General features: G+C 44.8%; 12 protein-coding genes and 1 other annotated feature. Of the genes, 5 read left to right on the forward strand and 7 right to left on the reverse strand.

Annotation, left to right across the window (positions count from 1 at the left end; genetic code table 11):
- Nucleotides 1-234: 234 nt before the first annotated feature.
- From K401_RS0119480 to K401_RS0119500, 5 genes are all read left to right on the forward strand, one after another.
- On the forward strand, nucleotides 235-840 hold the full coding sequence (locus tag K401_RS0119480; protein ID WP_029695114.1) for an NUDIX hydrolase: 606 nt from the start codon (nucleotides 235-237) through the stop codon (nucleotides 838-840).
- A gap of 31 nt (nucleotides 841-871) precedes the next feature.
- Entirely contained in the window at nucleotides 872-1,822 is a 951-nt protein-coding gene (gene msrB, locus K401_RS0119485; protein ID WP_024294527.1) for a peptide-methionine (R)-S-oxide reductase MsrB, read from the forward strand.
- Nucleotides 1,823-1,859: 37 nt separating this feature from the next.
- Nucleotides 1,860-2,402, forward strand: coding sequence for a beta-class carbonic anhydrase (locus K401_RS0119490; RefSeq protein ID WP_024294528.1), 543 nt, complete (start codon nucleotides 1,860-1,862; stop codon nucleotides 2,400-2,402).
- Nucleotides 2,403-2,468: 66 nt separating this feature from the next.
- Nucleotides 2,469-3,458 (forward strand): Gfo/Idh/MocA family protein, encoded by a 990-nt coding sequence (locus K401_RS0119495; RefSeq protein ID WP_024294529.1) that lies wholly within the window; start codon nucleotides 2,469-2,471, stop codon nucleotides 3,456-3,458.
- A gap of 78 nt (nucleotides 3,459-3,536) precedes the next feature.
- Nucleotides 3,537-3,794 (forward strand) — a binding site (T-box leader).
- Nucleotides 3,795-3,863: 69 nt separating this feature from the next.
- Complete coding sequence (locus K401_RS0119500; protein WP_024294530.1) at nucleotides 3,864-5,081, forward strand: aminotransferase class I/II-fold pyridoxal phosphate-dependent enzyme; 1,218 nt, start codon at nucleotides 3,864-3,866, stop codon at nucleotides 5,079-5,081.
- 80 nt (nucleotides 5,082-5,161) lie between these two features.
- Here the strand turns inward: K401_RS0119500 and K401_RS0119505 are convergent, their stop codons facing one another.
- The 7 genes from K401_RS0119505 to K401_RS0119535 are packed head-to-tail and all read right to left on the reverse strand — an operon-like array spanning nucleotide 5,162 to nucleotide 12,692.
- Nucleotides 5,162-6,127 carry a hypothetical protein gene (locus K401_RS0119505; protein WP_024294531.1) on the reverse strand — a complete coding sequence of 322 codons (966 nt, stop codon included), beginning with the start codon at nucleotides 6,125-6,127 and terminating at the stop codon, nucleotides 5,162-5,164.
- Nucleotides 6,128-6,138: 11 nt separating this feature from the next.
- Entirely contained in the window at nucleotides 6,139-7,722 is a 1,584-nt protein-coding gene (locus K401_RS0119510) for an MBOAT family O-acyltransferase (RefSeq protein ID WP_024294532.1), read from the reverse strand.
- Nucleotides 7,723-7,725: 3 nt separating this feature from the next.
- Complete coding sequence (locus tag K401_RS0119515) at nucleotides 7,726-7,953, reverse strand: acyl carrier protein (protein WP_024294533.1); 228 nt, start codon at nucleotides 7,951-7,953, stop codon at nucleotides 7,726-7,728.
- A 14-nt stretch (nucleotides 7,954-7,967) separates the two neighbouring features.
- Nucleotides 7,968-9,140 (reverse strand): diaminopimelate decarboxylase family protein, encoded by a 1,173-nt coding sequence (locus K401_RS0119520; protein ID WP_024294534.1) that lies wholly within the window; start codon nucleotides 9,138-9,140, stop codon nucleotides 7,968-7,970.
- Entirely contained in the window at nucleotides 9,137-10,654 is a 1,518-nt protein-coding gene (locus tag K401_RS0119525) for an amino acid adenylation domain-containing protein (RefSeq protein ID WP_024294535.1), read from the reverse strand. The genes K401_RS0119520 and K401_RS0119525 overlap by 4 nt, the downstream gene beginning before the upstream one ends.
- A gap of 6 nt (nucleotides 10,655-10,660) precedes the next feature.
- Entirely contained in the window at nucleotides 10,661-11,989 is a 1,329-nt protein-coding gene (locus K401_RS0119530; RefSeq protein WP_024294536.1) for a HAMP domain-containing sensor histidine kinase, read from the reverse strand.
- Nucleotides 11,979-12,692 (reverse strand): response regulator transcription factor, encoded by a 714-nt coding sequence (locus tag K401_RS0119535; protein ID WP_024294537.1) that lies wholly within the window; start codon nucleotides 12,690-12,692, stop codon nucleotides 11,979-11,981. Before K401_RS0119535 ends, K401_RS0119530 begins: the two co-directional genes overlap by 11 nt.
- Nucleotides 12,693-12,701: the final 9 nt, after the last annotated feature.

Consider the following 12,701-nt stretch of genomic DNA (forward strand, 5'->3'; position numbering starts at 1 on the left):
GCTTCAAAGAGATTATATCACAATTATGAGTAAAAATCCTTAAAGATCGGGTAAATACAGGAGATTATGGCTTAAGCTTAAACAAAGTAAAGGATGATTATATACCATATAAGTAGGAATAACGATTGTTATTATATGAGAATTGATGTAAAATTTATATAGCATTGATTGCATGGTTTGGGGACCGGTCTATGCCGGCTGGATCCCAAAGCGGAAGGAGGCATTATTCTGGAGATGGAACAATTTTCGATCCGGCGTCCTGGAATTATCGGAGAAGAAAAATTCAGACAATATGCGGTGCTCATTCCCCTGATCCGCATTTCAGGAATCACATATCTGCTGTTTGAAAAACGATCCAATCAACTGAAACGCCAGCCGGGGGAAGTCTGCTTTCCCGGCGGAAAGCTTGAGGAAGGGGAATCCCTGGAAGAATGTGCGGTGCGTGAAACGTCTGAGGAGCTGAATGTACTGCCTGAGCGGATAGAAGTGATGGGACCGGGGGATATTTACTTATCGCCGTTTAACTTAATGATCCATTCTTTTATCGGCGTTATAAATGACTATCAGGATACATTCAGCAGGGATGAGGTGGAAGAGATCATAAAGGTGCCGCTGGATTTCCTTTCCAGCCAGGAGCCTGAGAGATTTGTGAGCAAGCTGATTTCAGAACCTCCGGAAGACTTTCCGTATGAATGGATTCCGGGAGGGGTAAAATACCCTTGGGCAAAAGGAACTTATGACGTCTTGTTTTACAAATATGAGAACTGGATCATATGGGGCATGACGGCACAGATCGTAAAGTCAGCGGTGAATCTGATGAAAGAATACGATATCAGGTGATTTTATTTTATTTTCAAGAGAGGTGATTCCTATGAAGAAAGAAATTTATTTGGCAGGCGGCTGCTTTTGGGGAACAGAAAAGTACTTGGAAAATATTCCGGGCGTTCTGTTTACAGAGGTGGGATATGCCAATGGCAATACCGAAAATCCTACTTACAAGGAAGTGTGCAGCTATGATACAGGGCACGCGGAAACGGTGAAGGTGGAGTATGATGACACCGTGATAGGGCTGCCGTATATTCTGCAGCTTTATTATGACGTGATCAATCCTGTAAGCGTAAACCGCCAGGGCGGCGATATCGGTTCCCAGTACAGGACCGGGATCTATTTCACCGAAAACAAGGATGAGCCGGTGATCCGGGATTCTATAAACGAACTTCAGAAAAAATATGAAGAAAAGATAGCAATTGAAGTAAAGTCTCTTTCCTGCTATTACAGAGCAGAAGAATACCATCAGAAATATTTAGACAAAAATCCGGGCGGCTATTGCCATATCGGTGCTGATAAATTTGAAAAGGCTAAGACGGCAGAGGATAAAAGCAGGAAATTTGTAAAAAAAACTAGAGGTGAATTGAAAGAAGACCTGACTGATATCCAGTTTGAAGTAACCCAGAACAGCGCAACCGAGCCTCCTTTTCAAAATGAGTATTTTGATCAATTTGAAGAGGGTATTTATGTGGATATTACAACAGGGGAACCGCTTTTTATGTCAACCGATAAATTCGAGTCTGGCTGCGGCTGGCCAAGCTTTTCCAAGCCCATTGATTTGGAGTCTATCGAGAATTTAGAAGACCGCAGCTTTGGAAGGATCCGTACGGAAGTAAGAAGCAGGCTGGGAGACGCTCATTTGGGCCATGTGTTTGAGGATGGTCCCATAGACAGGGGAGGACTACGTTATTGCATCAACAGCGCTTCTTTAAGGTTCATTCCAAAGGAACAGATGGAGAAGGAAGGATATGGGAATTATTTAAAGCTGTTTTAAACGGCAGGGTTAATAAACAACGGAAGAAGAATAAAGGATGATTGATGAAATACTGAAGTATAATAAAGAGTTTGTTGAAAACGACGGGTATGTAAAATATATTACCGATAAGTATCCGGATAAAAAGGTTGCCATTGTAACCTGTATGGATACAAGATTAACGGAACTGCTGCCGTCAGCTCTGGGGCTTAAAAACGGTGATGCAAAAATCATCAAAAACGCAGGTGGAATCATTTCCCATCCTTTTGGAAGCGCAATGAGAAGCCTGTTGATCGGGATCTACGAGCTGGATGTGAAGGAGATCTTTGTGATCGGTCACACCGATTGCGGGGCCAGATACACTGACAGCAAGAAGATCATTGAAAAGATGAAACAGCGGGGAATTGATCAAAAGAGCATTGACCTGGTAAAATACTATGGCATTGACTTTGATTCATGGCTGGGAGGCTTTATGGATCTGGATTTATCCATTAAAAAATCCGTAGAGCTGATACGCAGCCATCCCTTTGTCCCGGAGGAGATCATGGTATACGGATTGGTGATAGATTCTGTAACAGGAGAATTGAGGAAGGTCGTTTAAAGGGAGGAGTTTTATGCTCATTCCCTATGGAAATGGAACATGAATTGTACTCAAGAGGTGATAAGTATGAAATTAGGTATTGTCGGATCAGGATTGATCGTGGGGGAGTTTCTGCCCATGGTTCAGCATTTGGTTAAAACAGAGGTAACTGCCATCTGCTGTACAAAAAGAAGTGAAGATGTGGGTAAGGAGCTTGCAGATAAGTACCACATAAAACATATTTTTACGGATTTCCAGGAATTTTTAAACGGAGATTTGGACACGGTTTATGTGGCCCTGCCCAATCATCTGCATTTCCAGTTTGCAAAAGAGGCATTGGAGGCGGGCAAGCATGTGATCGTTGAAAAGCCCTTTACCACAACCTATGAGGAGGCTTTGGTGCTGAGCGGGCTCGCCAGGGAAAGGAAGCTGTTTTTGATTGAGGCGGTCACAACCCTGCATCTGCCCAATTACAAAAAAATAAAAGAACTGCTGCCGTCCCTGGGAAACATAAAGATCGTACAATGCAATTACTCCCAGTATTCCAGAAGATACGACAGCTTTAAAGAAGGCCGCATTTTGCCTGCTTTTGATCCTAAGTGTTCCGGCGGTGCCCTCATGGACATTAATATTTATAACATCCACTACGTTGCAGGATTGTTCGGCAGGCCCTTAAAGGTGGAATACTTTCCAAATGTGGAAAGGGGAATCGACACTTCCGGAATATTGATATTGGATTACGGAACCTTTAAATGCACCTGTATCGGAGCAAAGGACTGCAAGGCTCCCATAGCAAACAACATCCAGGGAGATAAAGGAGTTATCCATCAGGATACACCTGCCAGCATCTGCGATAACTTTGAAGTAATTATGAACGATGATACAAAATTTTTTATAAACGAGAACAACTGCGATCACCGCATGATGAATGAATTCCTGGAATATCAGGACATGATCTGCGGCAATGATTTAGAAAAATGCTATGAGCTTTTAGACCACACGCTGTTGGTAAGCGAGATCCAGACGATTGCAAGGCGTAAGGGAGGAATTGTATTTCCGGCGGATGCGGGAATTTGAGGGAAACTGATTCACAGATAAAAAGCATTTTTCACAATTGACAATTCCCCCTTCCTGTGTTATTATTGCGGAAATAGTGAAAAGGCAATGAAGAGAAGTAGTACATATACAATAAATTTCAGAGAGAAGATGGTTGGTGAGAATCTTTATTTTAGTATATCGAAGCAGTCTCGGAGCTTTGAACCGAATAACATTTTTTTCCCTGATCCAGGGAAGATGGTTTAGTAGGCTTCAACGTATTCCCACGTTACAGGGACACGATATGCTGGTATCGTAGAGAGTGCAGAGATTTCTCTGAATTTAGGTGGTAACACGGATTGTACATTCGCCCTAAACGTTTCGACGTTTAGGGCGTTTTTTTATTACCTTCCCCTATTAAATTACTTAGAAAGAAGGAGAGCATTGATGAGGAGTTTTGAAAAATCCAGTAAGCTGGATCATGTGTGCTATGATATCAGAGGTCCGGTCATGGATGAAGCCAACCGGATGATGGAACAGGGAATTGATATATTAAAGTTAAATATCGGGAACCCGGCCCCCTTTGGCTTCCGGGCGCCGGAGGAGCTGCTTAAGCAGATGAATGAAAACCTGTGCCATACGGAAGGCTATTCTGATTCCAAAGGGCTGCTTTCGGCCAGAAGGGCCATCGTAAAATACTGTAAGAAAAAAGGGATCGAACAGGTAACATTGGATGATGTATACACCGGAAACGGCGTAAGTGAGCTGATCACCTTATGCATGCAGGGACTGTTAAACTGCGGGGACGAGATCCTGGTCCCTTCGCCGGATTATCCTTTATGGACCGCTTCGGTGACCCTTTCAGGGGGAACCGCTGTCCACTACACCTGTGATGAAGCAGCGGAATGGTATCCGGATATTGAGGATATAAAAAGTAAAATCACAAGCAGAACCAAGGGACTTGTCATCATCAATCCCAACAATCCTACGGGCACATTGTATCCGAAGGAAGTCCTTGAAGAAATTGTGGAGGTCTGCCGGAAGCATGGCCTGATCATCTTTGCAGATGAAATTTATGACAGGCTGGTTTTAGACGGCCTGGAGCATGTGTCCATCGCCTCCCTGGCCCCGGACCTTTTGACCATTACCTTTAACGGTCTATCCAAATCCCATTTGATTGCAGGATACCGCTGCGGCTGGATGAGCCTTTGCGGGGATAAGTCCTTTGCAAAAGGCTATGTGGAAGGGATTAATTTATTATCTTCCATGAGGCTCTGCTCCAATGTTCCTGCCCAGTCCGTGATCGAAGCTGCCCTGGAAATGGAAGAGGAAACAAAAGAGCTGCTGGTGCCAGGCGGGAGAATCTACGAGCAGAGAGAATACACCTATGAGGCCTTAAATGCCATCCCAGGGATTTCTGTGATAAAGCCAAAAGCAGCCTTTTATATGTTCCCTAAAATCAATACCGGTAAATTCAACATTTATGATGATGAAAAGTTTGTCCTTGACTTTTTAAAGGATAAGAAGATCTTATTGACCCATGGAGGCGGGTTCCACTGGGAAAAACCGGATCATTTCCGGGTGGTTTACCTTCCGGAACTGAGCCAGCTTAAGATGGCATGTGATCAGCTGGCGGATTTCATGTCCTATTACATACAAAAATAGGAGGGCTGAGTTGTGATGGCCTGAGAATATCAAAAGAGCATTGGGCCGGCATATTACCCGGCCGGCCAATGCTCTGAGTGTTAATTTTGTTCCGTGAGCTTAAGATAATTTTTCAGTTCCCTGTTCCAGCCATCAAACCTCTCATCCTTCCGGTGGTCGGTCAGGCTCATGTGTTCCAGCAAATATTTTCCCATATAGTCTGACACCTTTTTGGCTCCAAAGTAATTTAAGTGATCCCCGTCATCCCGGGAGTCATTTGCCCAGTCAATGCCCAGGGTATCAATATCTAAATTCAGGTCAATATAAGTTAAATGGTTTTCATTGGCAAAGGCCGCTGCCGCATTGTGCTTGGAGTAGGACCAGCACTTTGGCGATGGAGCGCTGTACAGGATCAGCAGGATATCTTTATCCCTACACAAGCCTGCGATTTTATTTAAGTACAATAAGGGCTGGTCATCGATCACATAAACATCGTCTGTTTCCGTGACATAAGGCCCGCTTTTGTAAGGCTTTACGATTGCGCTGTATTGATATCCCTTATAAACCGTAGCCGGCGCCTGTTTTGCCTTATGTCCTATGGCCTTCAGCATGTAAAAATGAAAATATTTCCAGTTGTCGTGATATTTGTAAATGGGAAATATTTTTTTAACCGCTTCCTCAATGGAGGTTTCAAGGGTGTTGATGTATTTGAAATCCCGGTAAAATGCATTGGTTTCCAGGAAAACAACTTTTGGGTGCTGGTTTTTAAGAAGGTGTTCCAGTAAATAGTATGTATCCTGCAGCTGCTGGCTTGGGACGCCGCAGTTATATCCGGAGTAGCCGTAAGCATTCCAGATCTCCATGGGTGAAATGCTGGCACTGCATTCGCTGTCCCCTATGGACACATAGTCTATGGTATCTTTTGGCTCCTTTAGAATGCCGTTTGCTTTTTTATATAAACTGTCTCCCATGTTATTATAGGGAATAAGCAAGTAGGAGGCAATGTACAGTAAAATAAGAAGTCCGGTTAAAAATGAAATTGATTTTATCCTGTTTTTGCTTTTCATCACATCACCTCTTAAAATCCGGCATAAATAAGCTTTGCAGGTACATATCCGTCGCCGTATGCTCCCAGCACGATGATAAGGAGGATGGCGGCGTAAAGAAAGCTCCAGCGGGCAGCCCTGTTCCAGCCGGAAATCCTGTCACGGATGGAGATTCCCTTTTCATGGATCACGCCCACCGCATATACCGCAATAAAGCCAAAGAATACGGCAAGAAAATCCGGCAGGGTCAGCCCAAGCTTAAGCAGGGAACCGTCTGTTACCGCGGACCAGTGAAAGCCGGTAAAAATGGACCGGAACATATCCATGCCTGAAGTCAGGCTGTTTGCCCGGAAGAAAAGCTCTCCAGTAAACACGATCAAAAGCAGCTTTATTGTCTGAAAGCCCCGGTACAAAGTGCCGGACCGGTGGACCCTTAAAGCCCCGGTGATCCTTTGTATCTCCGGTTCCATCAGATTCCCCAATAGAATGAGAACAAAATAATACATTCCAAAGAAAATATAGTTCCAGCCTGTTCCGTGCCATAGTCCGTTTAAGATCCAAACGCCAAACAGTGCGGCAGAAGAGGAAATGACCTGCCCCATATGCTTTCCCAATTTAGCCCGGGAGCTCTTTCCCAGATTCTTAACGAATCTGGTTAAGGATATGGGATAAAAGATATAATCCTTTAACCAGGCACCAAGAGTGATATGCCACCGTCTCCAGAATTCCGACGCAGTTTTGGAGAAAAAGGGCTGGCAAAAGTTCTCGGGAATGGTTATTCCAAACATTTCTCCGGTTCCGATGGTCATATCAATACAACCTGAAAAATCCGCATACAGCTGAAAGGTATATAATACGGCTCCTGCGATAACGATGATTCCGCCGTAATGGTTGGGAGTGTCAAAGATGGTTTCCACAAGCAGGTTCAGGCGGTCGGCAATAACAAGCTTTTTAAATAATCCCCACATCATCCGCTGAAGGCCGTAAGTGACGTTCTTATATTCCAGGGGCCTCCCCTGATACAGAGCCTGGGCAGTCTGAGAGTAGCGGCAGACAGGGCCTTCCAGGAGGGAAGGAAAAAAAGAAAGGTACAGAGCCAGTCTGCTTAGATTGTCATCAGCCTCTATTTTTTCATAATAAACATCGATCAGATACGAAATCGCCTGCAGGGTATAAAAGGAAATACCAATGGGCAGGGCGAATTTCATGGAAGGCAGAAGCCTTGGAAATGAAATTGCCTTTAGTAAAACATTAAAGTTTTCAAAAAAGAAGCCGGAGTATTTTAAAACCAGTAAAATGCTAAGCTGCAATCCAATCCCAAACCACAAGATTCTGCGGCGCTTGCCTTCATAAGCAGTCTTTCGGGCCTTTTTATCCTCAGGGGCATACTCCACAGATAAATAGCCTCTTTTACAGGAAGCAAGCCATAAGCCCATGTGATGAATGGAAAGAGTGGAAAAAATCAGGTACGCCAGAAGTCTTCCGCTGAAGGAGAGGAAGAAAACATAACTGGCACACAGCAGGATTCTATAGCGGCAGTGCCGGGGCGTAAGGTGATAAGCCAGCAATACAACGGGCAAAAAGATAAAAAGGTACAGGAGTGAGTTATAAGCCATGGCCTATTCCTCTTTTAACCGGTTGATCATCCTCCATAGTGCTTTGGCAGAATTAAAATTAGCGGGTACCATATCCATGGGAGTGATATTGATGCCAAAGGCATCCTCTAATTCAGGAATGAGAGAGAGAATGGAGAAGGAATCAAAAAGGGCGCCGTCAATAAGTCCTGTCTCTGTTTCATAGTCAATGCCCGGATTGATTCCATTTAAAATTTCTAATAATTGTTCCATGATTTTAGTCTCCTTTATGATTGGAAATAATTGAAAGCATCCGTTTGAAAACGGGGTCTTGCAATGCGGAACCGCTCTTTTTCAGAATAGAGAAGGACCAGGGGTAAATCTCTGCTTAAAAATAAGGACATTCCCTCTGTTACTGAATAAGCACCGGTCTTTTGGAAAATAAGCGGATCACCAACTGAAAGGTCTTGAAAGGGGTGCTGCTTAACCAGCACATCACCGGCCGTACAAAGGGAGCCGCAGACCGTCCATTTCTTTTTCTCCCCATTCCGTTGATGAAAAGGAAGGATGGGCGGCTTTTTCATGGCCAGCATCTGCCCGTAATAATTAAGCTGGTGGATTCCGCCGTCAACAATGCAGTAAGGCTCGCCCTTGTTTGTTTTTATATCCGCCACCCTGGTCACATAAGAACCGCAGTGGGCGGCAATAAATCTTCCCATCTCCAATGCGACCCTTCCCCCAAAGGTAAGGTTTTTGAGAAATTCTGCAAGGCCGTTTAACATTTCAGCCTCCATATTTTTCTCTTCTTCGAAATAGCAGATGGGAAGTCCTGGACCATATTCCAGCTTTTTTACTGCAAAGCCATACTGCTGGCTTAATTCCCTGCAAAACTGATCCAGCATCTTCAGCTCATTTTCCAGCTTTGTTAAGGATTTTTTTTGGGTGCCGGAAAAGTACTGAATTCCTTCAATGGTCATGAATTGATGGGGGCCCCCTGCGATGATCTGCCGGATCAGGCTTCCATCCATGCCGAACTGGTTGCCGGAAGTCAGGCGGAGAAGAACCCGGGCCGGTATATGAAGGCGCTCTGTTAAGGCGGCAAGCATCTGCCAGTGGGAGAGGGATTCCGCTGTATAAATGATCTTATCTCCATACCGTTCCAGGGCATATTTCAAATCATCAGGCTTTTTATGTACGCCGGACATGACGGCCTTCCCCATGTTAATACCGGCTCTTTCACAGATGGATAATTCCCCGGGAGAGCAGACCTCAAAGGAATCCACCAGCTCTTCCAGCTCCTTAATGACAAATGGATTGGCTTTCATGGCATAGCATAATTCAGTTTCAGGTCCCAGGACATCCCGGATTTTCCTGACCTGCATTGCCAGGATATCCGTATCAAAAATGTAGAAGGGAGTAGTGTACTCATGAAGGGCATATTCAAATTTCGTCTCATTCATGGCTGTTTTCCTTTCTCCATCTCCAATAATTTTTTTCTGTCCATTTTTCCGTTTGCAGTGACCGGCAATGAACGGAGAGGGCAGAAAACGGAGGGAATCATGTAAACCGGAAGGGATTTCCTCATTTCAACTGAAATTTCCTTTTCTTTCATATCACCTACGTAAAAAGCAAGGATCCGGTTTTTTTCCTCATCAAAGACGCAGCATGCCCGTTCAATGAGGGGGCAGCTGTTTAAGGCGGCTTCGATCTCTTCCAGCTCTATTCGGTGGCCCATGTGTTTGATCTGAAAATCCTTACGCCCGGCAAAGCAAAGCTCCCCGTTCTCATCATAGAAAGCCAGATCACCGGTCCGGTAAATGGTCTCTAAGTAACGGGTGTTAAGGGGATTTTGCACAAAGGCCCGTTTTGTCTGTTCCGGATTGTTATAATACCCAAGGGCCAAAGCCGTTCCTGATACGCAAAGTTCCCCGCTCCGGCATTTTTCCGTGACCGGCTTATCATCCGGATCCAGCAGAAAGACCTTTTCATTGGGAAACGGTTTTCCAATGGGCAGCGTCTCATGAGCTTTAAATTCCCGGTTTACAGGGTAGTAGGTGCAGTTGCATGTGATTTCCGTTGGGCCGTACAGGTTTACATAGCTTGCGTTTGGAAGGTATTTCTGCCAGATCGTTAAAAACTTCACAGGCATTGCCTCGCCGCTGAATAAAACCTTATTGACCCTGGAAGGAACTTTATAGGTAAATCCCTTTAACTGGGTGATCAGGCACAGGGCAGAAACAGCCCAGATTAAGGTGGTTACCCTGCGTTCACACAGAAAATCCAGCAGCTCTGCGGGAATGGAGAACAGCCTCTTTGGGATGATGACCATAGTTGCCCCCACCTTAAGGGCGGAGTAAATATCCTTTACAGACACATCAAAGTCAAAGGGCGCCTGGTTTCCTATCATGTCTTCCGCCACGATGCCGAACATGGAAGGAAAATATTCCATAAAGTCAATGACCGACCGGTGGCTGACCAATACTCCTTTTGGAGCTCCCGTTGAACCGGAAGTAAAGTTGCAGTACAAAGGGTCGATATCTAAGGACCGCTGACGGATGAGCTGCAAGGTTTCTTCCTTTATTCCGCTTTTTACAGCTGTCTGGTAATCAAACAGATTCCCGTTAAATCCAACGTCTTCCGGCAGCGCACTGGAATCACCCAGGGTGATGACGGAGCCTGCCTTAAGGACTTTTAGAATCTGCCGTATGCGTGCGGCCGGCTGTTCCGGGTTGATGAGGACATAAAAGCAGCCGGCATATACGATTCCCATGAATGCTGTTAAGGCCTCCACGCTCTTATCCATGAAGACGGCGACAGGGCTTCCCGGTAATTCAAAATCGGCAAGAAAGCTGCCGATCCGTTTGGCATTTGACAACAGTTCCTGGTAAGAGCAGCATGTTATCTGATCTTCCGCAGCAATTTTCTCAGGGTACAGGCTTGCGGAATGTTCCAGATACTCTAATACGTTTCTCATAGGTTCTTATTCCTCTCTGGCAGATTCCATTGGAAACGTTACACGGACGTTGAAATTTGTCCGGGTTTTTCGCATTTCAAAGGTACCGCTCATTTGTTCTACGATTTTCTGACAGGTTTTGAGTCCAATGTTGGTGCTTTCCAAAAACTCGCTGTCCTTGCGGATCTCATTGGAAATGATGATTACCAGGTTGCTGCTGTCTGCCTGGCTTTTGACAATGACCGGCTCATCCTTGCCGGCGTATTTTTTTACATTGGAAAACAGATTATCAAACAGTCTCCTTAAATATTGGAGGTCAGCAGTTATGCTGCATGACTGCTCCACAAATTCTGTCTTTACGTCAAACCCCAGGTTGCCAAGGTCAAATACGTGTTCCATAAAAAGCTGCTGGAGCAGGATCTTTGCATCGAAGGTCTCCATCTGCATCAAAATCTGCTCCTTGCCGAATACAAGAAAATATTGGAACAGCCGGTCAGATAAATCTTTTAGCTGAAGGGACTTTTCCTTGCAGCTTTTGATGTACTTATCAAGCTGTTCCTCTGAATGGCAGCTTTTTGAGTCCAGTATTTCCAGGTAGCCGATAAGGGAAGTAAGGGGCGTCCGTATGTCATGGGACATGGAAGTGATCAGTTCACTGTTAGCTTCCCAGGCTTCCTTTTCGCTTTTATATCTGGTAATGATGGAATTTCTCATGTTATCCGCATTTTTTGCCAGCAGGGCAATTTCATCATTTCCTTTATAATAAATCGGCTGTTCCAAATCCCCTTTTTCAATGAGGGACACCTCTTTTGAAAGAAGCATGATCCTGGCAATGATCCGGTGGTTATAGGCGATCAGGATCACAAACAGAAACAGGAAAAAAACTCCCCATGAAACATAGGACACCAGGTTATACCATTTTATTTCCGATGAATCGATGATGGACACGGAATAGGTGCCGTCGCTGAATGTAATATCCCGTATGGCCTGCTTGCCGGTTTCCCCAATAGAGGCGGCGGTTTCATAGGAGGCGTAGGCATCGTTCCAGAAGCCGGATTCGTAAATGATCTCATTGCCGTTAAATATGGTCACGTAAACGTATTTATGGTTTTTCACCCATTTGGAAATGGATCTTACGTTTTTTACGGATATCTGGTATTTATTGATGTAATTTTCAAAAGAGTTTTGATAGTTGGTCAGCCGTTTCCATGCGGCATCTTCATTCATGTGGTTTCTGGATACCAGATAATCTCCGAAAGCCTGGGCGGCAAAGTACATTCCAAAGCTGATGACTGCCCCAAAGATCAAGACAAATATCTGTTTATACCGTAAAGATGAGATCCATTTATGCTTCATCGATCTGATAGCCCTTTCCCCAGATGGTTCGTATGATGGCAGGATTGTTGAAATCCAGCTCCAGTTTTTTCCTGAGTTTTAAAATATGGACCATGACCGTATTGGTGGAAGAAGGCAGGAATTTATCATTCCATACGCCCTCATAGATTGCCTGGGCATCTTTTACTTTGCCCCTGTTCTTCACCAGATACATTAGAACCTGGAACTCCGTATCCGTAAGCTCGATTTTTTGATTTTCCCGGAAAACAAAACGGCCTGCGGTGTCGATCCGGATATCCTGAAGACGGATTTCTGAAAGATCTGAAGCAGGTTCTGCCTTCCCTTTGTAAACGACATATCTTCTTAAAAGGGAGCGGACTTTCATGAGAAGCTCGGCCTGTGAAAATGGCTTTACAAGATAATCATCACCGCCGTTTTCATAGGCAGCTGTTTTGTCGCTTTCTTTTGATTTTGCTGTTAAAAACAATACCGGTGCAGAAGATATTTTCCGGATCCGGGTACAGGCATCGATCCCCGATAAGCCGGGCATCATAATGTCCAGAATAATAAGGTCAATATCAGGATTTCCAGTAACGGCTGCCACCGCGTCCTTTCCATTCATTGCTTCGGATACGGAATAGCCGTTGTTTTCCAACTGAATGCGGAGAACTTCCCGGATGTCCGCATCGTCATCCACTACCAGGATCTGCTGCGCTGTGTTCATGGACCGGCG

The sequence above is a fragment of the Lacrimispora indolis DSM 755 genome, from assembly GCF_000526995.1.
GTDB lineage: Bacteria > Bacillota > Clostridia > Lachnospirales > Lachnospiraceae > Lacrimispora > Lacrimispora indolis.